Below are 19,408 nucleotides of genomic sequence, written 5' to 3'. Positions count from 1 at the left end.
CCTTTTTAGTATTTTCTAGCAAGCTTAATTATTTCTAGATTCAATTTATCAGTTTCACCACTTAGCAGTGCTTCGTATACAAGCGGAACTGCTTGAGATTCAAACTCAATACTATCTATACCAACCTCTTGAGCGGTCCTTTTTACTTGTAAAATTGCTTCAGAAAGAGCCTTCAAATCAAACGTGCTATTTGACTTTGTTACTTTACCATCTGCGTCAATGCTTACTGGGTTGAGCAGTTGAGCTGGAGTAACATTGAATGCTTCTGCTATTGCATCTAGCTTTTCTAATGAAATATTCAATGCTTCGCCCTTTGGATCTGTCAATTTAGACATATAAGAGCGAGTAATTTTATAACCCAGCGACTCCACAACTTTAGAGAGGCTTGAAGGGTTTAAACCGTTTAATTCCATCAAGTTACAAATATTGTTTTTTACAGTGGTATTGGAGCTCATATCACTAACTTCAAAGGTTGTTTACTATATTAAGCATTAAATTGTAAAAATAATCCACCAAAAATGAATAAAACTATTGAACGATTCTATTTTTGTGTTATATATTCTACATATGTTGAATATATTCACACTTGGGGTTGAGATGAGTTCTATTTTTGATCAGGTTATTAATAGTAAACCAGCATTAGATATTGTTTATCAAACGGGACTAAAGCGCGATTGGGTTAATGCATGTAAGGCTGGAAGAATAAAAGAGCCAAGCTTGCAAAAAGCATTATCCGTGATTGGGATTGAATACGTAGTTTGTGTTATTCCAAAGCTCGATTTTGATCCAAACGTAAGCCCAAGCTCAAGCTTTTCTATAAGAGCAGGGGCTCCAATACTAACAATCTCCAAAGGTGCAGATCAGGAGGACGTTAGCGTCTTTTTGGCTCAGGTTAAAGAGGCTTTGACAAGTGGCGAGGCTGCATTATGAGCCAATACATAGTTGAAACAGTCACCCCAATCACCGATGAGTCACACTGGGAAAAACAGCACGCAAAAATCAAAGCGCTACAAGATAAGTTTTTCCCAAAAGTAGCGAAACGACCCGAGCCAGTGGCGCGCCCTTTGACTGAATACACCGATTTATCAGCGTTGCAGAGTGCTCGAATTTTAGCAAAGCGGGGTGTGATATGAGTCGCGCCGAGTTTGTAAACGATACAGCGCTAATGCATGCATACAGCAATAACCGCAACACACCCAATGCCAATGATTTTACTCATGCTGAAATTATCACTCAGCAGCATGAAGAAGCGCGCCAGCGTATGAATTTAGATGCTCCGACTTGGGTCGCAGCACCGGTTAATGTTTGTTATGTGGAGTTGGTCGAGTGAGCGTGATAATCAGGTGTAATCACCAAGTTGAAATTATCAAAAGAATGGCGGAATCCCGCATTGCTGAATTAAGTGCCGTCAAATGCTATCAGGGGCAGGTTGGGCGAAAGATGACTATTCAGACACTTGCGTCTCTAGTATGCGAGTTGGAACGGCAGGTTAAACTGCAAAACCGTGGCCCGTTTGAGCCTGAGCGGAAATATATGCTGGAGTTATTTGGATTTGAGGTTCGGATGTTAGTTGATTGTGTAAACAGGCAGCAGGACAGAAACGATGATATTTCAGAAGGTGTTTCAGAAGGTATAGCCAGTGTTATTAAAAGAGAAAATAAAAAGCTATCTGAAATCAAGAAAAAGCTCAAAGTCGCAGAAGAAATAACCAGAAGTGAATATTAATTATGTCCGCTTTTATCTCCGAAGCTGATATTCAAGCAGCAATCCAAAGCGCCCAAGACGGCGCTTTTTTTCGTGATTCAATTCCGCCAGTTCCCGAAAATGTGATCCAAGAGTCGATTACGTGGCAGGAGCATATCGAGTCTTTTTCTAAATGTAGACACCTCAACTTTGACCGCGAAGCGGCCGCACAAGGTGCGGAAAAAGCTAGGCTTGTCATAAGGCGCAAAAGTCCGACATCCGATTTAAGAAAGCCTCAAATGTCCAAGAGAGAGGCCGCACAGCACCACAAAGCGCAGCAATTAGAGCGTTTATACACTGGCGCTGCATTAAAACTCAGCCCTGAGAAGCGCGCAGAGTGGCTAGGAATCAAAGACGGTGAATGTCTGGACATAGAAACGGGTGAAGTTAGGCCAATATTTGTTGGTGAAACCGACAAAAACCATTTTGAATCAACAGTTGTTGGTAAAATTCAGCGTGAGAAAAACACCAAAGTAGCCATTGAAAAACCGAAAATAGTTAAGCCGCATTACCAAAACAACCGTGCTCACTTCCAAACTCGAAATTGGTGCAATGGCTATCGAATCGTTTGCACTCAAATGACAACGACCAGTAGCGCACCGGACGCAAACACAGGTGATCGGGTAACAACCGAACTAACGAGCCGAGCGCGCGGGAAAATCATTGAATCTGGCACCTATATGCAAGCGGTTAAAGGTGGCTTTAATGCCTTTGTTACGGTGACGCTTGATAATAATGCCCGCTATCGAATTGATAACGACCACTATCGAAAAGTTGCAAAGCGGAGAGCGGGCAGTGTGCTTGAAGCTGTTTACAGTGAAACAGGTGAATTGCTTCATGAAGAAGTTATCGCATCGGGGGCATATACAGCGGTTGTTTTTGAGCGCTCGACCATAGGGCAAGAGTTAAGCCGTTTCTTAGATTCATTAGGCAAAATCCATAAAAGAGGGATGAAATTCAGTGGCACGATATCGAATACGAATAAAAGTAAACTTTATGAATGGGGTAGAGTCGATTCCGTGGGGCGAGATGACCGAATGTACCCATGGGGCAAAGTCTCAAGCGTTGGAGGAAGAGGCGAAAGCAATTACCAGATTATTCATGCTAATGAACGTGTTTACTCTTGGGGTGTCGTGGAGTGTATCGAATCAACTGAACTTAGGGCTTACACCAATCACAATCAAGAATTGCAAAAAATTGAGTGCATCCAAGACCCCAAGAAAAAGCCTGTTTTCGACTATCTTTGGGTGGCTGAAGCCCCTCAGAAAAAGCTAGAAACAAAACAGTATTCTTGGGGAAAGGTTGAATGTGTCGGGCATCAAAATTATCACGTTCATTTGCTCTTTAGATGGAATGTTGAACCGCACTTTTTTCATGAATGGGCGGCAAGAATCGAACGCTTATGGGGGCAAGGTTTTGTAAATATTCAGCGTATCAAAAATGCTTCAGCAGCCGCGTCTTATTTGCTAAAAGCGCTTGGTTATATGACCAAAGGCGGTGACGGTTCTCAAGGTGAAATCAGGGGGAATCGTTACAACATTTCTAAATATGCGCGTGCTGAGGGGTGGGAGAACTGCGCAACGCATGAGTCTCAGCATATGTACGGGTTAATCCAAGAGTATATGCAGGGTTTAGAAAAGCAGCGACTCAGAAAAGCAAAAGCTGAAAAAAATCTAAAAGCCACGATTGGCTTTGCTGAAAAGATGAAAGCCGTCAACAAAAAAGACCCAGCCGAAAAGCGCGATCACCTACTCAAAAAGATGGAATCCCAAATTGCTGCAATGACTGAAAAAGTGCAGTCAATGGCAACTGACCTAAGCGGTAACTTTGCCCGTGGTGGTGTAGCCAAATTTTCAAACGGCACCAAGTTCCTAGAGTTTGTTAACTGGGCCATTGGTGTGCGCGGCTGGCGCTTACGTACTGTGTTTGGCATTGATGATGACAAAGCCCATCAAAAGCAGCAAAAAGAAGAAGAAAACGCAGTGAATGAAATGCTGATTAAAACACAAACCTTGGTGGATGAATCTATTCAGTCGGTAGCAAATTTCTATAGCAGATTCGAGCGTGTCAGCCCGCATGAATGCGATGTTGATGCACATTCATTAGTAACAACGGGGGAAATATGGACCTGATTTTAAATAACTTTAAAAAATGTGTTGGGCTCAAGAAAAAGGCTGATGAACTCGGCACTTGGGATATGAAAGAAAAGGTGCAGCTTGCAGACCAAGCTGTCAATTTAAGTTTTGGTGTTATTGGCGGGCTAATTGATTCGATTACTACGCTGGTAACGCGGCAAAGCAAGCTAGAGCTGCAAGTTGAGCAATTAAATGTGCAGCTTACTGAGGTTAGAGCACGTTTAGATAAATTGGAGGCACACGAATGAAAACAGTCCCTTTAAATGGCGGTACTGTACCGCTACGTACTAGTAAAAACCCTGTGTTAGGTGTGTTTCGCCATCACTGCGGGGAGATTGCAACCGTTCACCAACCTCAAGGCACTAAAAAGGCGCATTTGCGTTATTTAATTTGTGATAAATGCAAATGTGATCAGAGTAGCGGTGATGAGTACCAAACAAAAATCCGTGCAAATATGCAGCCAAATATTGAAGAGTTGGAAGCATTTGAGGCTGAGAAAGCTACGGTTAAACAAACCGAGTTAACCGAGGTGCTGACCAAAGCAGAAACCAATAGTGATACGGTTTTAGACCGTGTTAAACCAACGCCAGTAGTTGAGCAACCGATAGAACCAGTAAATGAGGTTAAGCAGGTTATTGAGCAGCTACCTAAACAAACAGATCCGAAACCTGTAAACAACCAAAACATAGAACCTGCCAACGAGCCACGCAAACCCCTAGCTATCGTGGTTAGTGCGGTTTGTGGTGCGCTAATTGGTGGTTTACTAGCAAGATAATTAAATTAAACAAGGATAAAGTAATGACAGACGCAATCAACACAGAATCAACAAAAACTAGCAATGACGCGGTATTAGACCAAAACGAACAGCTACACATTGAACAAATTAACGAGCAATCTGCGGCGGCAATGGCCGCTGAGCTCAAAGACTTTGATGCTGAACAAGAACTCGACTTTGACCCCATGGCCGCAATTGATGCAATGCCAGAGGAAATGCAACAAGCTGCACTTGGTCAAGTCAAAGATGTGCTGATCAGTGAAGAAGGTGCAGAGGGTGCAGCAGGCGATGCAATGGACATGATTGAATCATTATTACAAGACCATGGTCATGAAAAATTTACCATTGCAGATGGCAAGAAGAAGCAAGGCGCGAAGCGGTTAAAACCGATTATTCAAAAATACGCTCCCGCAGCACTTGAAGTGTTTGGCAGTTACAAAGACGAAGTTATGGCCGCGCTGTTTTTTGGCTCGTTCACGTTCGGGGCTGTGAAACAAATCAAAGCACTGAAAGCGGCAGATTTACAGACCAAATCGGACGCAGAACCAGAGGGCGAGCCACATGCAGCCCATTAATGGTAATGACACTCTGTCAAATGAAAATACGCTCTACGTAGCAGGCTCTGACGGGGGCAAAACCTCTGCGGTTAAAAAGTTGGGACGCATTAAACCGACTGACCAAGTGGTATTTTGGGACCCTCACAAGTCATTCAAACAGATGCAAGGTCGAGTTGTTCGGCGGTACACAACGTTCGCCAGTTTCTTTAAAGCGTTAAGGGCTGGTCGAGCGACAAATCAGGGTTTCAAGATAGCGTTAACGGTGCCTGAAGAGCGAAGCCTATTTCTAAAGTTTTTAGATGCGGTAAAAGGATTTGGCAACGGTTTACATAAAAAGCGTTTACACGTTGTTTGTGAAGAAGTCCCCGAAGTGACCGAGACCGTAGGGCGTGATAACACGGTGTTTGGTTGGTTTATGAGAATTGGCCGCAAGTACGGGTTTATTATGCATTGCATTGGTCAGCGAGTGGTTGAAATGAGTAAAACAATCACATCTCAATGCCCTTATAAATGGGTAGGTATCCAGCACTCACAGGATGATGCAAAGCGAATGTCGAAAGAAATTGACGTGCCGCTTAGTGATATTGTAGCGCTCAACAAGCTTGAGTATTATTTCAAATCACCGGGTATGGGGAATGTGGTAAAAAGTAAATTGGTGTTTAAAAAAGCCGCTTAGCGCGGCTTTACTGTGACCAAAAAAAAGCTGGTTTTTCTGAAAATTTGTGCCCTATTGCTTTTAGGAATAAATCAAAGGCTCTGCATAGACGAATACTTCCAATTACTGTAGCTACCTCCAAACATGCATTGTCTGTGAGGTTTTTAGCTTCATCATAATCATTTGTTTCATGTTCTAATTGCCTCAAGTATTTGTGTACATTGACCCATGCACACCAAAACCTCTCTAATGAGCCAATGTACATATCCTTATTTTCTAAAAATGCATTCTTGTCAGATTGGTATACATTGATTGCTTCCTCTAGAGCTTCCTCTAGAGCTTTTTCTGTAAGAATCTCCCCATCATAAGAGGGAATGTTTTCTTTTAAAGCACTACAAACAAGTTGCGCTGAGGATTTAGCCTGCGCAATGAGATGATCGATTCGCTCTTGCTTTAGTATGTGTGTTTGCAGTTTTAACTGTTCATTCTGTATATCTGTTTGTTTCTCTTGAATTGAGGATTGTCGTTTCATCATTTTTAACTGAAGAACCAACACTCCGAGGGTACAGAAGCTTAATATTGGCGTATATATGCCACCAAAATAAGTTCCCACTTTTGCCCAGTCATCAATTTTATCTAATAGTCCAAAGCCGAACTGGTAGATAAAGAGAAACACCGGAGTGCCAAAAAATACTATAAAAAGTATGTAGCTGAAAGGGGATTTTTTCTTTTCCCTTGATGTAAAAAAGTCGCTTTTATTTTCCAAAATGAATTTCCTTACCAGTATTTTAACCTAATAGGTTAGAACAAAAATTTAATATTGACGCTAACCGAACTACCTCTCTACGTTAAATAACAACAACGCAACGTAACGAGAGAACGCCAGAACAATGAATCAAATATATCTAGTAACTGCAGCAAGCTCTGCCGTCGTTGCATTTGTTATATGCAAACTAGCAAAAGGACGCGCGCATGTTCGGAAGAGCACGAGTATTAACACCACGGTTGCAAGCCAAAAAGCAGCGCAAAGCGCTGAGGCGCAAGCGTAACCGTAACCCCCGCATTTGGGGCAATGTTTCACGTAGTAGATATTAACGATTAACAGGGACGTTTAAATTATGAGTAAGACAATGAAACAACATCTAGTAACAGCAGGCATTGCGGCTGTAATCGCAGCTGCAGTCGTTTGGGCATCAAACAACGTTGATGCAGTCGAAGATGTGATTGGGTAATTTATCATGAGTGTAATTAAACATTTTAGGCCATCTGTATTGCAACTCCCGTCACCTACGGGCAGCAACTACAACGAAGAATGGACAATCAAGTTTCAGGCGGGTTTGACATATCACACGGTTGAATTAGAAACCAACCTAAAGCACGTTGAAACAATCAAGAAAATCACGCTGGATATAGGCGGCACGCCAGTTGTTCAGGTCACAAATAAAATGCTCGACGTGTTAGATTCGATGTATGAAAAATTCAAAAAAACAGGTCGTTTTGTATTAGATTTTAGTCAGTTTGAGTACCGTACTCACGGCGGTATTTTTCAGTCTGAGTTAGTTACGTTACTAACCGATGACGTTACCCTAAAAATTGAAGTTGGCACTAAAGGCGCTAGTGACCCAACATCGCCAGTTATTATGGGTAAGGCGTTTGTAACAGATACCAATAATTTAGGCCGCATTTTTAAACCTACTCGATATGAGTTAACTCAGCACTCAGCAGCTGCGGGTGAGCACTCGTGGACAATGCCAAACACAGGCCCCAACCGCTGGGTGCAAAAAATGGTGTTTGATGAATCTGAAGTAAAAATCACAAAAGTGCGTATTAAGCGTGGTGGCCGAACTGTTGAAACGCTTACCCGTGAAGACATTGATTACCAGCTACAACGTTACAAAGGCGTGAAGCCGAAAGAGGGTTATTTACTGCTTGATTTTACGTTACTCGGGTTTGGTGCAGCAAATGCGATGCCAACACTGGGCCTTAATTTTGAGTTTGAAGTGGATAGCAACGGCGCGATTAAAACCTATGTTCAAGGTTTTGACCAAGTAAAGCCGTTTCCCGTTCCTAAGGGGGCGTAATGTCTAACTTTCTACCTGAGTTCATATCAGATGGATTTGAGAGTGTGTCGGGTTGGTATAACGAGTATGTAGACCCAACACTGAGCAGAATTGATGACATGTTAGGGGTTGGGCGCACTGCATATCAGCAAGAAGCAGCAAAAGACCCAGAGGTGTTAAAACAGGCTGAGCCAATCAAAGGGCGTAACAAAGACGGCTCTACTGTGGTTGCACGACCTGCTGTGCAAATGCCGTTTAGCCAAAGCACCATGATTATTGGGGGTGTTGCGGTTGCAATTGCATTGGTCTTACTACTAAGGAAATAGTATGCCCGTATTTTTAATTTGGCCTGCGCTGGCAGGTGCAACAGGGTTGTTAGTCGGTAGTTCAATGGGCGGCTTTATGCGCTCAGTTGTAAAGCTGGCTGCATTGGCTGGTGCTGCATATGTTGCGTACTTAATGATGGGGAAATAGTGATGCTTCCTCAGTCATTTACTAACACTGGGCAGATGCCCATAAATGGCGGTCATGCTAAATCAGGTAATGGTGATTCTGTTTATAACAATCACACAAAGTTTGGTGGCATGAGCTACAACAAGGGGATACCTGAATGGGCCATTTACGCAGCAATTGGAATAGCCGTAATTTGGGTGTTAAGTGCAAAGCGTTGAATTAACAGATTCAGTTTTACGTGTTCTGCGCCCCGCGCTTTTTGGAGCGAAAGGGACAATTAAACGCGAGATAAGACAGGGAATATCACAGCTTCACCAAATAGGGCAATTGTATGTGGTGACGCGCAAGGAAGCGCAAGAGCTGGTGATAGTCGCAATCGCGGGGCGCAACCTTTTAAGTGCAGTTGAAACGTTAATTAGATATGCACGAAATGTGCATTGCAGTTCTATCCGGTGGCACACGCGTAACCCTGAGTATATTCGGCACGGATTTGCCAATTTACCAGTTGAACTGGTTGAAAAACGAAGAGGGATTTTACATGACGAATTCGTATATAGGTTGGTGCTAGATGGGCGGTAAATCTCGCAGTAATCAAAGCACAACCACTCGTCAGAATTCTACGCACATTGTTAATGACGGTGAGTTTGCAGGCGCAAATAATGTTGATGCCAGTCGTACTGATATAGATAACTCTGTACGCAATGATTACGACTACGACATAGATAACTCAGTCAGTAACGATTATGACTATGATATTGATAACTCTGTCGAACAAGACATCGACAATTCACAAGAGTGGAAAGACTCGTTCAACACTGATAACTCAGTAACGAATGAGATTGAACAAGATATCGATAATTCGGTTACTAACGAATACGACCAAAGCCAAGAGTATAAAGACTCGTTCAACACTGACAACTCAGTACATAACGAGGGAGAGTACGCAGGTAACAGCGGTACTATCAATATTCTAGATAACGGTGCCATTAACCGTGCGTTTGACACGGCTGATATTGCGATTGAAGCCAATAGCGGTGTGGCAGAACATGCAATTCAACAAATGGCGGGATTAAATGCAGAGCTAGCAGAGCAATATGCTGGGGCGCTTGGTAGTGTTTCTGAGTCTAGTATTGAGCATTTGTCTGGTGTAACTGCTGATAGTTTGCAAGCTATCAGCCAGCTCACAAATGGTGTGTTAACGGGTAATCAAGATATGTTTGCTGATATTTCAGCAAACTTGACTGATGCACATACAACAAACCTTGAATATCTAACGGGGTCACAGTCAGACGTTACTGAGTTTTTAACAAAGTCGCAAAACGAGAATATCAAAGCTAATTCATTGGCTCTTGATAGAGTTGCGGCGCTTGCTAAATCAACATCATTGCAAGGTCAAGACCTTGTTGCAGAGTCAGCTAGCAGCATGATTAAGTATATTAGCGTAGCGCTCGGTATCACGGTAGCCGTTGTTGCCGTAGCACTGATAGCAGGGAAGAAGTAGCGATGGCAAAAATAACCATAGCAGCTAACTCGGCTCGCTCGGTCAGTACCGCAGCACGTTGGCTATCCATTATCAATGCATCTGAAACATTTGCAATTGAGTGTAGTGAATTTACCGATGTAGTGGGTGCAGTTGGCCGTCAGTACGACTTGCAGAGTGTTTCATCGGTTACATTCATCAATGAAAGTGACGAATTACTGCATATAGAATATGAAGTTGCGAACCTGCGCATAACATCAACTGCGTCAAATAACGTAAAAATTACCAATGCACTCACTGTTGCTCGGGTGCTAGATACATTAAATGTTCGCTCGGTCAATGTATCTGCAACAGGGTTAAATTCACTAGATGATGTGGTTATAGAGCCGCACAGTCGAAAACGTATTGTTGTGAGTAACAGCCAACGCCATGAGTTGTTAATCAAAAACACCAGCGCAAACAGCGAAACAGTACGCATTGGCGGCCCTGATTGCAGTTTAATAAATGGTCTTCCAGTGGTTAAAAATGGCACGTTGTCGCTGACAAACGGCGCTGAAATATATGCATATAACACTGGTGATGCGCCAGCAAAACTGAGTGTAGTTGAGGTGTTGCAATGAGCTACTTAGTTGAGCCAATGAATACCGATGTGCTTGCACAAATACTCATGCAGATTGACCCCGCGCAAACTGATGCGGTGACACTCATGCATGGTATTGCTAACAGTCAAACAGCATTAGCAACCGCAGTCACAGGACTGCTAACACGCGAGCTACAAACGTGGCGTGATAATAACGTACTGACAAACATCGTGAGCCAAAACGCAGCACAGAACATAACACTAGGCGCAGATTTAAATGCAGCAACAGAAACACTAGTCGAGCTATCAACCGTTCGACTAGAACAGATTAACGAACAAATTAAGGACGATGTGAAATGAGTGATTTGCAAAACATGGCTGATTTAGTCAGCACCAGCAATCAATTATTAGATGACATACGCGGCGGCGCAATCTCGCGTATGCAGAACGAACACGATACTAAACAGGCTGAGTTCAAGAGTGAGCATGATGCACAACACGTACAACATGCACAAAATCATGCTGAGCAGGTTGCTGAATATGATTCGACACTAGTCGAACTGAAATCGCGTTACAACGGCATGACTGAAAATGACTTGCTGACTATGCCGCTGAACAAAAATGCGTTTTTACGCAATGTTAATGGCTCTCCGCTTACGGGGTGGGGTAGTACAGGCAGTGTTGTTATTGAGGCTGTTCACCCTTACACCCGAGGTTTTGAAGGGCCATATGCAGAAACTCAGCCTGTAAACGCAACTGCTGCATCTATCACAGACGCAACAGAGTCAGTACCGTTTTATTTTGGAAAGTGGAATATGGGGCCGCGTGTCAGAAGCGGTGGTCTATCAGGGGGTTATGGCGGTATTACTGACGGTCATATTTTACGAGTTTATAAGCCTGCAGGTGATGCCCACAGATATTTCAACAGTGTTGTATTTAACACTGATGCAGTGAAACACAGCAAATTACGTGTACGCGGGTTTGTATATGTTGCAGCTGGCCCGTTGTCATTCGATTTTTCATATTTAGATGATGGTTCGCAAATTAATGTACCGAGCGCAGGCGAGTGGCATTTTATTGACGAAATTGTAACGAAAGCGGCAATAACTCGCGGTTATGCATCAATCAACATTGACCATGCTGATGAGTGTGAGTTGTATTTTGCAATGCTGAATGTCCACTCAATTCAGTCGGCGGGTGATAGCCCCACATTAATTAATCGGGAGTTTTAAAAATGCAAATTGAATATGGGCAACACAAACTAACATTACATTCGATTGTGTCACTGAATGATGCAGCTGCAATTATCGGCGCGACATCAGCTAATGATATTACTATCACATACACGCTAGATGAAATCATGACATTGCGAGAGTCTGCATATAAAGTGGAATCAGACCAACTCTATATGGCATGGCAATATGACGGTACAGCAGGCGCGGAACAGGCATGGCGCGATGCTGTAGCAGCAATCAAACAGCGTTACCCAAAACCCGCCTAGGTATTCAAATGCCTAGGCTCATAGCGATAGGAATCGCGGTAGCAACAATAGGGATATTATTTATGTCACAGCAAAAGCAGAGACAAAACAGAAACGTTCGCAATAACAATCCGATGAACTTACGAGAAGACCATCGTGTTGATTATGATTGGGTTGGGGAAGCCGCAGAAGATTGGGACCCAGAGTTTGAAGAATTTATCTCACCAGAGTATGGCTTTCGCGCTGGTTATCGCACATTGATGACGTATCGAAATCACAGAGGTTTAGATACGGTTGCGGGTATTATTGGCCGTTGGGCACCTGACAATGAGAACGACACGCCTGCGTACATTGCGTTCATTCGTGAAAAGCTGGGTATTCACCCGAACGTTACTAATTTTTGGGATGACACCGTGCCGATGGAGCGTTATCCAGAATTAATGTATTGGATGGCTGAAAAAGAAGGTGCGAAAGGTGCGTACACAATTGAGCAAATAGAGCGAGGCATTGCATTAGCATGAAATGGATGATTACTACAGTAGTCGGCGCTGTGGTCGGCGCGTTCGTTGTGTATCAAATTAAAAAACGCACCAACGGGATTTTAGACGATGACTAAATGGCTAGGGGCAATATTTGCCCCAGTAACACAGTGGCTTAAAAATCGTGGTGAAAAGCAGCAGGCTGTGCACCGCCGTGACTTAGCTATTATTGAGAACCAAGCGCGGCTTGCTCAAAGTGAAAAGGACTATAATCACGAATGGGAAATGGCATCACTAAAAGATAAAGATAAGGTCTTGCGCTTTATCAGCTATTTCATGTTTACGTCACCAATTTTGATTACAGTGATTAGCCCCGCGCACGGCAACCAAATATTTACCAATTTAGAGGCGGTCCCGCCGTGGCTAGTTCAAACATGGGTTGCAATTAATGGCGGTGTATGGGGCATAGCATCATTAAAAAAATGTGGTCCCTGAGTTTATTCACAATTTCAAAAAGAAAGGAGTAGGCAATGGAAATGTCGCTAAATCTCCGTGATTTTATTTTTCTGCTTGCACAGGCGGTTATGGTCACAACTGTTATAGTGACAAACAAGCAAAGCATCACTCATTTAAAAACACAGCAAGAAAGCCTAAAGGAATGGCTGGAAGCCCTGCAAAATGAACTCAAAGAGTTGCGAATCAAACTCGGGAAGTGAATCTATTCTCGGGGCACAGTGGGGACATTTTATACCCCTATTACAACAATATCAGCACACTATTCAAAACCAGAGAAAAGAAAAACCCCATCAAAACAGTGCTTTGATGGGGTTTCAATGTCGCTATGTGGTGGAGCTGGGGGGATTTGAACCCCCGTCCGGAAAGCGTCTACCTTCGGTACTACATGTTTAGTATCGTCTATTAGTTAACCTTTAAATCTCGGACGAACACGATAAGTAAAGGCGAGGCCGCTTAGTTTTAGCCCTTCAACCCCGGCCAGGGTTTCCGTAGCGATCTTATGTAGGGTGACACTCCAGAACCAGAACCATAAGCATTTCTTGGAGGAGTGCTAGCGGGCTATTAAGCCGCTAGAGAGTAGTTATCGTCGTTTGCGATTACTTTAAATACGGCTTTTTTACGAGGCCAGCCGCACCTCGACATGCACCTTAGGCTTCATGAATCCCGTCGAATCCTAATCAGCCCCTGAATATGTTATTCAGTGAAGTGGCGCCAGTATAGCGTGTTAGTAGGTAATTACTCAAGCGCCTTTTTTAGAAAGTTTTTATATATGAGTTGCTTGGGCGATTATTGTACAAACTGCATTTACAATCGTTTATATTTTGTATGCTAGTATGGTGATATAGTGCTTAACATCTGTCTAGCGTTGTGCTCAAATAGTTGACGTCACGTTGTCAATAACAAAATGGATTTGTTTTTGTAGGAATTAAAAAGATGTCGTTGTTTCGTTTTGATAAAGATATGGGCGCAGTATACCTACTGTCTCATCCAGCAGAGTCGGGTTTTCCAGCTAGCGCTTCGCAGTTAGTTGAATTACTTGAGCAATCTGAATATGCCGACTTTGAAATTATCCATGCAAATATAGGTAAATTGTTTACCAGTAAAGATGCTGATAACGAAGCGCTTGTTATTGCTATGGCTATCAGCGGTGAAATTTCTATCAAAGTTGATGAAAACAATATGATTGCAACAGCCTCAATAGTGACTGCCCGTGGTGGTAATATTGTGTCAATGGACATAGCGCAAAAAGCATTAAAAGATGCAGGTGTAAAACACGGCATTAACAAAGCGGTGTTAGAGCAGTTCTTAGGGCAGCAATTTGAACAGCCAGCTGGCGAGGTTTATAGTGCCATTGTTGCACATGGCAGACGTGCTAAAAATGGCAATGATGCTAAATTTGTGCGCATGTGTATGACAGCGCAGGACAGGGTGCTTAGTCCGCAAGCCAAAGAAGGTGGTAAGGTAGATATGCGCGATTTAGGCGCCATTATTACCGTTAAGCCTGGTGCCCCGCTTATGAAACGTATTCCGCCAACTAAAGGGGAAACAGGGTACACCGTATTTGGTGACGTATTAGAACCAAAACCTGGTCGTGATTTTGAGATGCAGGTGCTTGAGGGTACTAAGCTCGACCCAAATGATGCCAATATTCTAGTCGCAGATGCGAAGGGTGTACCAGTGGCAGTGCCCAGAGGCATGCGTGTAGATGATGTATTGTGCTACGGCGATGTGGGTGTCAGTACTGGTCACATTGAGTTTGATGGTAGTGTGATTGTCAGTGGTGATGTTAAAGAAGGTATGCGTATTAAAGCGACAGGGGATGTTACAGTAATTGGCTTTGTTGAATGTGCGTTTATTGAAAGTGCGGGAACAGTGACTATTTTGCAAGGTGCAATTGGTCGAAAACGAGCAGATAACGATGCATTTTCATGTAGCGTTAAAGCGGTACGTACTGTGTCTTTGGGCTATGCCCAATATAGCCATATTGAAACAGAACAAGATTTATTTGTAGAGCGTCAAGCACTGCATTGTGATTTATCAGCAGGGCGTTTAATTCGTGTCGGAAAAAGTGATAATCCGCGGGGTAAATTAATTGGTGGCAAGGTACTTAATGCACTGCGCATTGAAACCGGAGAGCTAGGCGCTCCATCAGGTACGCGTACGCGCATTGCCATTGCGCAAAATTTTCATGAATTAAAGCAAAAACAACAAGAATTTAAAAGTTTTGAAAAGCGCTTAAGTGATAAAGTTGTAGAACTGACTAGAGCTAAAATGAAAGCGACTAAATCACCACAGTCTACTCAGCGTGATGCATTTTTGAAAAAAATTGAAGCAAGTGAAAAGCAACTTAATATGCACTATAAGCGTAACCAGCATAATTTAAAAATAGTACAGCAAAAGCTGGCACGTTTATTACATACCTGTCGTGTTAAGGTGAATGAGTTAATGCATCCCGGTATTGAAGTAACGATAGCGAAAGACTCTAAGCAATTCACACGTATTTACCCACCTCATTCAGTAAAGCTAGACGAGGGCAAGATCACTCAACAATTCACCACAGAGTAAAATATTAATACTTAGTAGTATCATTTTGGTAAGAGTAAACTTACCCTTACAGTTATAGGCCTATAACTGTCTAAAATTAAAGCTACTTTATCAAAACACCTCTTTTATACCACGTCTAAACCTAAAAACTTATCCCTGTTCATTATTTGGTCATCTTGTTTTTTTAAGCTAAATTTAAGAGTAAAGGTTGACACCGGTGTCATGAACATGCGTTAATGCAGTGACACCGGTGTCAGGTTGAGGTGAGAGACAACCTGACAGCGTACCTTTGAACGGGTAAATCAAAATGTGCTCAGTGTAAGTATTGGAGTGGAGTCTTTAATCGCGCTGAGCCTTTTTCCTCTAAACCTATAGAGAATGAGTCGAATATATGTTGCATCCTCAAATTAAAAAAGTCACCGAACGTGTTATTGAGCGTAGTCAAGGAACACGTAAAGCCTATTTAGACCGCATCGAAAAAGCAAAAAAACAAACGCGTGTTAGAGCTGGCCTTGGATGTGGCAACATAGCTCACGTAATGGCGGCATGTTCAAGTGCAGACAAAGAGCGCCTAAAAGCAGATGAGCAGCCAAATTTAGCAATTATTAATTCTTATAACGACATGCTGTCGGCCCACGTACCTTATAAAGAATTTCCAGATTTAATAAAACAAATCGCACAAAAATATGATGCAACAGCACAAGTGGCCGGTGGTGTGCCTGCTATGTGTGATGGCGTAACACAGGGCCGTGATGGCATGGAGTTATCGCTGTTTTCACGTGATGTTATTGCGATGTCTACGGCAGTGGCCTTATCGCATGATGTATTTGATGGCGTTTTTTGCTTGGGTGTATGTGACAAAATTGTCCCAGGGTTATTAATTGGTGCATTATCATTTGGCCACTTACCAGTTTATTTCTTACCTGCTGGACCAATGCAATCGGGTATACCGAATAAAGAGAAAGCGCGCGTACGTCAAAAGTTTGCGCAAGGCTTAGTAAGCCGTGAAGAGCTGTTAGAAGCAGAAAGCGCTTCTTATCACAGTGCCGGTACATGTACTTTCTATGGTACGGCTAATTCTAATCAAATGTTGATGGAAATCATGGGTTTGCATCTACCAGGTAGCTCTTTCATTAACCCATATACAGAGTTAAGAGACGGCCTAACAGGCAATGCCGTTGAGCAAATGTTAAAGCAGTTAATACAAAGCAAAGATGCAAATTGTTTGGCTGAAGTGGTGAGCGAGAAAACGGTTATTAACGGTTTAGTTGGCTTATTGTCAACGGGTGGTTCGACTAACCATGCTATTCATTTAGTTGCAATGGCAAAAGCTGCTGGTGTTCAAATCACATGGAAAGATATGGCAGATTTATCAGAAGTTGTGCCATTGCTTACTCGTATTTACCCTAATGGTTCTGCAGATGTTAACCACTTCCAAGCAGCCGGTGGCATGGGCTTTTTGATGCGAGAGCTCAGAGATTCAGGCTTTTTGCACAATGATGTTAAAACCATTGTAGGTGAAGGGCTAGATGCCTATACCCAAGAGCCTGTCTTGGCAGATGATGCGCAAGTGATTATGACCGATAGCTCAGGTCCTAGCAAAGTGAAATGGATACCATGCCCTGAACACTCCCTTGATGAGGAAGTGTTACGTCCTGTGAGTAATCCGTTTAGCAAGCAAGGTGGTTTGCAACTTTTGACTGGTAATTTAGGCAAAGCGGTTATTAAGGTATCGGCAGTATTAGAGCAGCATCGTGTAGTGAGTGCGCCAGCCAAAGTATTCAGTTCACAAAGTGCTTTACAAGAAGCGTTTGCAAACGGTGAACTGAATCAAGATTTTATCGCAGTATTAAAAGAACAAGGCCCTAAAGCCAAGGGAATGCCAGAGCTGCACAAGCTTACTCCAGTGATGGCAACATTGCAGGATCAGGGCTTTAAAGTGGCTATTGTAACCGACGGTCGTATGTCAGGTGCATCTGGTAAAGTTCCTGCGGCTATTCATTTAGCACCAGAGGCGGTTGAAGGTGGCGTTATTGCCAAAATTCAAGAGGGTGATTTAGTCACTTTAGATGCCCCAGCAGGCGTATTAAAAGTACATGTATCTGATGAAGAATTGGCTAAACGCGAGGCACAATTAACGCAGCCTGAAATGACATTTGGTACAGGACGTGAGTTGTTTACTGGTTTTAGAAATATAGTGAGTAGTGCAGACTTAGGTGCAAGTGCATTTGGTCTAGAAGAATAATAAGTGCATTGGGAATGAGGAAGGTTATGAGCATAGAAAAGATTTTATCATCGGCACCAGTGGTCCCTGTGGTCGTCATTGACAACTTAGATGATGCAGCCCCATTAGCTCAAGCTTTGTACAATGGTGGCTTAAAAGCATTAGAGATCACTTTGCGTACTCCAGTTGCAGCGCAAGCGGTAAAAATCATGAAAGAGACGGTTCCAGGCGCTTATGTTGGTACTGGCACTGTCGTGGATAAAGCAACTTTTGAAGCATCAGTTGCTGCTGGTGCTGATTTTATGGTCAGCCCGGGTGTCAACGATGAATTACTGGCACTGGCAAAAGAGTCTGATATACCATTTTTACCGGGTGCAGCAACACCTAGCGAAGTAATGAAATTATCAGCGCATGGTTTTAAATTTTTAAAGTTTTTCCCAGCAGAAGCGGCAGGTGGAGCAGCGATGCTCAAATCAATAGGTGGTCCTTTACCGCATATCACATTTTGTCCGACTGGGGGGATAACGCTTGAAAGTGCGCCGAAGTATTTGGCGTTAAATAATGTAATTTGTGTTGGCGGCACTTGGATGTTAGATAAACAGCTAATCGCTAACAAAGACTGGCAAGCCATTGAAGCGCTTGCAAAACAAGCAAGTGAAGTTAAATAATCAAGGGGAATCGCAGCATGATCAACGTCGCAATTAATGGCTATGGCCGTATTGGCCGCAATGTTTTACGAGCGCTTTATGAGTCTGGTCAAAATGAGCAAATTAAAATCGTTGCAATTAACGATTTAGCGCCAGCACATGTTAACTCACATCTAACGCAGTTTGATTCTGTACATGGACGCTTTAATCAAACGGTTAGCTTGCATGATAATACGTTAGTGGTTGGCAAAGATGAAATGACCTTAACGCAAGAGCGTGACCCTGCAAATTTACCATGGAAAGCGTTAAACGTTGATATTGTTCTTGAATGTACGGGTATTTTTACATCACGAGAAACAGCTGCAAAGCACATTGAAGCGGGTGCAAAAAAAGTGATTGTATCAGCACCAGGTACAGATATGGACGCAACTGTTGTTCATGGTGTGAACAGCGAAGTTTTAACTGCACAAAGCCACATTATTTCAAATGCTTCTTGTACCACAAATTGCTTAGCACCGGTTGCAAAAGCATTGCATGATGTAATTGGTATTGAGCAAGGTAGCATGACTACCATACATGCTTACACTAATGACCAAAACCTGTGTGATGTTTATCACAAAGACTTATATCGTGCTCGCAGTGCAACTCAGTCTATGATCCCAACTAAAACGGGTGCTGCAAAAGCGGTTGGGTTAGTATTGCCTGAGCTTGCTGGCAAGTTGGATGGCATGGCCGTACGCGTACCAACAGTGAACGTTTCGCTGGTTGATTTTACCTTTATAGCTAAGCGTGATACCACGACTGAAGAAGTTAACCAAGTAGTTAAAGCAGCTGCTGAAGGTGCAATGGCAGGTATTCTTGAATACAATGAATTACCGCTTGTATCTATCGACTTTAACCATAACCCAGCGTCATCGGTATTTGATGCAGCGCAGACTAAAGCAAATGGTAAATTAGTTAAAGTAATGGCTTGGTACGATAACGAGTGGGGTTTCTCAAACCGTATGATTGACCAAGTTAAAGTATTGGGTCAGTTTTTGTAATTTTTAAAAACGCCCATTATGTGAAAAGCCGCTTAAT

29 protein-coding genes and 1 other RNA gene are annotated in these 19,408 nt (G+C 42.9%); 27 read left to right on the top strand and 3 right to left on the bottom strand.

Annotation, left to right across the window (positions count from 1 at the left end; all coding sequences use genetic code 11):
* Positions 1-5: 5 nt before the first annotated feature.
* Positions 6-455, bottom strand: a complete 450-nt coding sequence (locus SANK73390_RS10085; protein ID WP_462765932.1) for a helix-turn-helix domain-containing protein — start codon at positions 453-455, stop codon at positions 6-8.
* 142 nt (positions 456-597) lie between these two features.
* On the opposite strand from SANK73390_RS10085, the gene SANK73390_RS10080 reads away from it, so the two are divergent.
* Genes SANK73390_RS10080 through SANK73390_RS10040 form a run of 9 tightly spaced genes read left to right on the top strand, consistent with a single transcriptional unit; the run spans position 598 to position 5,886 of the window.
* Positions 598-930, top strand: coding sequence for a hypothetical protein (locus SANK73390_RS10080; RefSeq protein ID WP_462765931.1), 333 nt, complete (start codon positions 598-600; stop codon positions 928-930).
* Positions 927-1,133 (top strand): hypothetical protein, encoded by a 207-nt coding sequence (locus tag SANK73390_RS10075; protein ID WP_462765930.1) that lies wholly within the window; start codon positions 927-929, stop codon positions 1,131-1,133. The genes SANK73390_RS10080 and SANK73390_RS10075 overlap by 4 nt, the downstream gene beginning before the upstream one ends.
* A complete protein-coding gene (locus SANK73390_RS10070) occupies positions 1,130-1,330 on the top strand; it encodes a hypothetical protein (protein ID WP_462765929.1) in 201 nt (66 codons plus the stop codon). The genes SANK73390_RS10075 and SANK73390_RS10070 overlap by 4 nt, the downstream gene beginning before the upstream one ends.
* A complete protein-coding gene (locus SANK73390_RS10065) occupies positions 1,327-1,725 on the top strand; it encodes a hypothetical protein (RefSeq protein ID WP_462765928.1) in 399 nt (132 codons plus the stop codon). Before SANK73390_RS10070 ends, SANK73390_RS10065 begins: the two co-directional genes overlap by 4 nt.
* A gap of 2 nt (positions 1,726-1,727) precedes the next feature.
* Positions 1,728-3,875, top strand: coding sequence for a hypothetical protein (locus SANK73390_RS10060; RefSeq protein ID WP_462765926.1), 2,148 nt, complete (start codon positions 1,728-1,730; stop codon positions 3,873-3,875).
* Positions 3,866-4,126, top strand: coding sequence for a hypothetical protein (locus SANK73390_RS10055; protein ID WP_462765924.1), 261 nt, complete (start codon positions 3,866-3,868; stop codon positions 4,124-4,126). The genes SANK73390_RS10060 and SANK73390_RS10055 overlap by 10 nt, the downstream gene beginning before the upstream one ends.
* Positions 4,123-4,653: a hypothetical protein gene (locus tag SANK73390_RS10050; protein WP_462765922.1), complete on the top strand. Its 531-nt coding sequence runs from the start codon at positions 4,123-4,125 to the stop codon at positions 4,651-4,653. The genes SANK73390_RS10055 and SANK73390_RS10050 overlap by 4 nt, the downstream gene beginning before the upstream one ends.
* A gap of 23 nt (positions 4,654-4,676) precedes the next feature.
* Positions 4,677-5,228 (top strand): hypothetical protein, encoded by a 552-nt coding sequence (locus tag SANK73390_RS10045; protein WP_462765920.1) that lies wholly within the window; start codon positions 4,677-4,679, stop codon positions 5,226-5,228.
* Positions 5,215-5,886, top strand: coding sequence for a hypothetical protein (locus SANK73390_RS10040; RefSeq protein WP_462765918.1), 672 nt, complete (start codon positions 5,215-5,217; stop codon positions 5,884-5,886). Before SANK73390_RS10045 ends, SANK73390_RS10040 begins: the two co-directional genes overlap by 14 nt.
* A 7-nt stretch (positions 5,887-5,893) precedes the next feature.
* Here the strand turns inward: SANK73390_RS10040 and SANK73390_RS10035 are convergent, their stop codons facing one another.
* Complete coding sequence (locus SANK73390_RS10035; RefSeq protein ID WP_462765916.1) at positions 5,894-6,631, bottom strand: hypothetical protein; 738 nt, start codon at positions 6,629-6,631, stop codon at positions 5,894-5,896.
* Positions 6,632-6,755: 124 nt separating this feature from the next.
* Here SANK73390_RS10035 and SANK73390_RS10030 point away from each other — a divergent pair, with 124 nt between their 5' ends.
* The 14 genes from SANK73390_RS10030 to SANK73390_RS09965 all read left to right on the top strand — a co-directional run bounded on the left by SANK73390_RS10030 (position 6,756) and on the right by SANK73390_RS09965 (position 13,113).
* On the top strand, positions 6,756-6,914 hold the full coding sequence (locus SANK73390_RS10030; protein WP_462765914.1) for a hypothetical protein: 159 nt from the start codon (positions 6,756-6,758) through the stop codon (positions 6,912-6,914).
* A gap of 189 nt (positions 6,915-7,103) precedes the next feature.
* On the top strand, positions 7,104-7,946 hold the full coding sequence (locus tag SANK73390_RS10025) for a major capsid protein P2 (protein ID WP_462765912.1): 843 nt from the start codon (positions 7,104-7,106) through the stop codon (positions 7,944-7,946).
* The gene (locus tag SANK73390_RS10020; protein WP_462765910.1) at positions 7,946-8,251 is read left to right on the top strand and encodes a hypothetical protein; all 306 of its coding nucleotides are present in this window, start codon (positions 7,946-7,948) and stop codon (positions 8,249-8,251) included. Before SANK73390_RS10025 ends, SANK73390_RS10020 begins: the two co-directional genes overlap by 1 nt.
* Position 8,252: 1 nt before the next feature.
* The gene (locus tag SANK73390_RS10015) at positions 8,253-8,399 is read left to right on the top strand and encodes a hypothetical protein (protein WP_462765908.1); all 147 of its coding nucleotides are present in this window, start codon (positions 8,253-8,255) and stop codon (positions 8,397-8,399) included.
* A 2-nt stretch (positions 8,400-8,401) separates the two neighbouring features.
* A complete protein-coding gene (locus SANK73390_RS10010) occupies positions 8,402-8,596 on the top strand; it encodes a hypothetical protein (protein ID WP_462765906.1) in 195 nt (64 codons plus the stop codon).
* The gene (locus tag SANK73390_RS10005) at positions 8,583-8,957 is read left to right on the top strand and encodes a hypothetical protein (protein ID WP_462765904.1); all 375 of its coding nucleotides are present in this window, start codon (positions 8,583-8,585) and stop codon (positions 8,955-8,957) included. The genes SANK73390_RS10010 and SANK73390_RS10005 overlap by 14 nt, the downstream gene beginning before the upstream one ends.
* Positions 8,947-9,879 (top strand): hypothetical protein, encoded by a 933-nt coding sequence (locus SANK73390_RS10000; protein WP_462765902.1) that lies wholly within the window; start codon positions 8,947-8,949, stop codon positions 9,877-9,879. Before SANK73390_RS10005 ends, SANK73390_RS10000 begins: the two co-directional genes overlap by 11 nt.
* Before the next feature lie 2 nt (positions 9,880-9,881).
* Positions 9,882-10,478, top strand: a complete 597-nt coding sequence (locus SANK73390_RS09995) for a hypothetical protein (protein WP_462765900.1) — start codon at positions 9,882-9,884, stop codon at positions 10,476-10,478.
* Positions 10,475-10,798 (top strand): hypothetical protein, encoded by a 324-nt coding sequence (locus tag SANK73390_RS09990; RefSeq protein ID WP_462765898.1) that lies wholly within the window; start codon positions 10,475-10,477, stop codon positions 10,796-10,798. Before SANK73390_RS09995 ends, SANK73390_RS09990 begins: the two co-directional genes overlap by 4 nt.
* Positions 10,795-11,670: a hypothetical protein gene (locus SANK73390_RS09985; RefSeq protein ID WP_462765896.1), complete on the top strand. Its 876-nt coding sequence runs from the start codon at positions 10,795-10,797 to the stop codon at positions 11,668-11,670. Before SANK73390_RS09990 ends, SANK73390_RS09985 begins: the two co-directional genes overlap by 4 nt.
* 2 nt (positions 11,671-11,672) lie before the next feature.
* Entirely contained in the window at positions 11,673-11,939 is a 267-nt protein-coding gene (locus tag SANK73390_RS09980; protein WP_462765894.1) for a hypothetical protein, read from the top strand.
* A 62-nt stretch (positions 11,940-12,001) separates the two neighbouring features.
* The gene (locus SANK73390_RS09975; protein WP_462765892.1) at positions 12,002-12,439 is read left to right on the top strand and encodes a hypothetical protein; all 438 of its coding nucleotides are present in this window, start codon (positions 12,002-12,004) and stop codon (positions 12,437-12,439) included.
* Positions 12,440-12,526: 87 nt separating this feature from the next.
* On the top strand, positions 12,527-12,892 hold the full coding sequence (locus SANK73390_RS09970) for a hypothetical protein (protein WP_462765890.1): 366 nt from the start codon (positions 12,527-12,529) through the stop codon (positions 12,890-12,892).
* Positions 12,893-12,927: 35 nt separating this feature from the next.
* Positions 12,928-13,113 (top strand): hypothetical protein, encoded by a 186-nt coding sequence (locus SANK73390_RS09965; RefSeq protein ID WP_462765888.1) that lies wholly within the window; start codon positions 12,928-12,930, stop codon positions 13,111-13,113.
* 128 nt (positions 13,114-13,241) lie between these two features.
* Here the strand turns inward: SANK73390_RS09965 and ssrA are convergent.
* Positions 13,242-13,598: a transfer-messenger RNA gene (ssrA, locus tag SANK73390_RS09960) on the bottom strand.
* A gap of 248 nt (positions 13,599-13,846) precedes the next feature.
* Between ssrA and SANK73390_RS09955 the strand changes: the two genes are divergently transcribed.
* The 4 genes from SANK73390_RS09955 (at position 13,847) to gap (ending at position 19,371) form a co-directional block, all read left to right on the top strand.
* Positions 13,847-15,478 (top strand): DUF342 domain-containing protein, encoded by a 1,632-nt coding sequence (locus tag SANK73390_RS09955; protein WP_462765886.1) that lies wholly within the window; start codon positions 13,847-13,849, stop codon positions 15,476-15,478.
* A 370-nt stretch (positions 15,479-15,848) separates the two neighbouring features.
* Positions 15,849-17,702, top strand: a complete 1,854-nt coding sequence (gene edd, locus SANK73390_RS09950; RefSeq protein WP_462765884.1) for a phosphogluconate dehydratase — start codon at positions 15,849-15,851, stop codon at positions 17,700-17,702.
* A gap of 26 nt (positions 17,703-17,728) precedes the next feature.
* Positions 17,729-18,349 carry a bifunctional 4-hydroxy-2-oxoglutarate aldolase/2-dehydro-3-deoxy-phosphogluconate aldolase gene (gene eda / locus SANK73390_RS09945; protein ID WP_462765882.1) on the top strand — a complete coding sequence of 207 codons (621 nt, stop codon included), beginning with the start codon at positions 17,729-17,731 and terminating at the stop codon, positions 18,347-18,349.
* A 17-nt stretch (positions 18,350-18,366) separates the two neighbouring features.
* Positions 18,367-19,371: a type I glyceraldehyde-3-phosphate dehydrogenase gene (gap, locus tag SANK73390_RS09940; protein ID WP_462765880.1), complete on the top strand. Its 1,005-nt coding sequence runs from the start codon at positions 18,367-18,369 to the stop codon at positions 19,369-19,371.
* Positions 19,372-19,408: the final 37 nt, after the last annotated feature.

The sequence above is a fragment of the Pseudoalteromonas sp. SANK 73390 genome, assembly GCF_054966645.1.
Note: the sequence above shows the minus strand (reverse complement) of the source record. Positions and strands in the feature narration are given on the sequence as shown.

What these genes read in the sequence shown, in the direction of transcription:
- SANK73390_RS10085 (WP_462765932.1), bottom strand. Translation starts at nt 455, where the DNA reads ATGAGCTCCAATACCACTGTAAAAAACAATATTTGTAACTTGATGGAA.
- SANK73390_RS10080 (WP_462765931.1), top strand. Translation starts at nt 598, where the DNA reads ATGAGTTCTATTTTTGATCAGGTTATTAATAGTAAACCAGCATTAGAT.
- SANK73390_RS10075 (WP_462765930.1), top strand. Translation starts at nt 927, where the DNA reads ATGAGCCAATACATAGTTGAAACAGTCACCCCAATCACCGATGAGTCA.
- SANK73390_RS10070 (WP_462765929.1), top strand. Translation starts at nt 1,130, where the DNA reads ATGAGTCGCGCCGAGTTTGTAAACGATACAGCGCTAATGCATGCATAC.
- SANK73390_RS10060 (WP_462765926.1), top strand. Translation starts at nt 1,728, where the DNA reads ATGTCCGCTTTTATCTCCGAAGCTGATATTCAAGCAGCAATCCAAAGC.
- SANK73390_RS10055 (WP_462765924.1), top strand. Translation starts at nt 3,866, where the DNA reads ATGGACCTGATTTTAAATAACTTTAAAAAATGTGTTGGGCTCAAGAAA.
- SANK73390_RS10050 (WP_462765922.1), top strand. Translation starts at nt 4,123, where the DNA reads ATGAAAACAGTCCCTTTAAATGGCGGTACTGTACCGCTACGTACTAGT.
- SANK73390_RS10045 (WP_462765920.1), top strand. Translation starts at nt 4,677, where the DNA reads ATGACAGACGCAATCAACACAGAATCAACAAAAACTAGCAATGACGCG.
- SANK73390_RS10040 (WP_462765918.1), top strand. Translation starts at nt 5,215, where the DNA reads ATGCAGCCCATTAATGGTAATGACACTCTGTCAAATGAAAATACGCTC.
- SANK73390_RS10030 (WP_462765914.1), top strand. Translation starts at nt 6,756, where the DNA reads ATGAATCAAATATATCTAGTAACTGCAGCAAGCTCTGCCGTCGTTGCA.
- SANK73390_RS10025 (WP_462765912.1), top strand. Translation starts at nt 7,104, where the DNA reads ATGAGTGTAATTAAACATTTTAGGCCATCTGTATTGCAACTCCCGTCA.
- SANK73390_RS10020 (WP_462765910.1), top strand. Translation starts at nt 7,946, where the DNA reads ATGTCTAACTTTCTACCTGAGTTCATATCAGATGGATTTGAGAGTGTG.
- SANK73390_RS10015 (WP_462765908.1), top strand. Translation starts at nt 8,253, where the DNA reads ATGCCCGTATTTTTAATTTGGCCTGCGCTGGCAGGTGCAACAGGGTTG.
- SANK73390_RS10010 (WP_462765906.1), top strand. Translation starts at nt 8,402, where the DNA reads ATGCTTCCTCAGTCATTTACTAACACTGGGCAGATGCCCATAAATGGC.
- SANK73390_RS10000 (WP_462765902.1), top strand. Translation starts at nt 8,947, where the DNA reads ATGGGCGGTAAATCTCGCAGTAATCAAAGCACAACCACTCGTCAGAAT.
- SANK73390_RS09995 (WP_462765900.1), top strand. Translation starts at nt 9,882, where the DNA reads ATGGCAAAAATAACCATAGCAGCTAACTCGGCTCGCTCGGTCAGTACC.
- SANK73390_RS09990 (WP_462765898.1), top strand. Translation starts at nt 10,475, where the DNA reads ATGAGCTACTTAGTTGAGCCAATGAATACCGATGTGCTTGCACAAATA.
- SANK73390_RS09985 (WP_462765896.1), top strand. Translation starts at nt 10,795, where the DNA reads ATGAGTGATTTGCAAAACATGGCTGATTTAGTCAGCACCAGCAATCAA.
- SANK73390_RS09980 (WP_462765894.1), top strand. Translation starts at nt 11,673, where the DNA reads ATGCAAATTGAATATGGGCAACACAAACTAACATTACATTCGATTGTG.
- SANK73390_RS09975 (WP_462765892.1), top strand. Translation starts at nt 12,002, where the DNA reads ATGTCACAGCAAAAGCAGAGACAAAACAGAAACGTTCGCAATAACAAT.
- SANK73390_RS09970 (WP_462765890.1), top strand. Translation starts at nt 12,527, where the DNA reads ATGACTAAATGGCTAGGGGCAATATTTGCCCCAGTAACACAGTGGCTT.
- SANK73390_RS09965 (WP_462765888.1), top strand. Translation starts at nt 12,928, where the DNA reads ATGGAAATGTCGCTAAATCTCCGTGATTTTATTTTTCTGCTTGCACAG.
- SANK73390_RS09955 (WP_462765886.1), top strand. Translation starts at nt 13,847, where the DNA reads ATGTCGTTGTTTCGTTTTGATAAAGATATGGGCGCAGTATACCTACTG.
- edd (WP_462765884.1), top strand. Translation starts at nt 15,849, where the DNA reads ATGTTGCATCCTCAAATTAAAAAAGTCACCGAACGTGTTATTGAGCGT.
- eda (WP_462765882.1), top strand. Translation starts at nt 17,729, where the DNA reads ATGAGCATAGAAAAGATTTTATCATCGGCACCAGTGGTCCCTGTGGTC.
- gap (WP_462765880.1), top strand. Translation starts at nt 18,367, where the DNA reads ATGATCAACGTCGCAATTAATGGCTATGGCCGTATTGGCCGCAATGTT.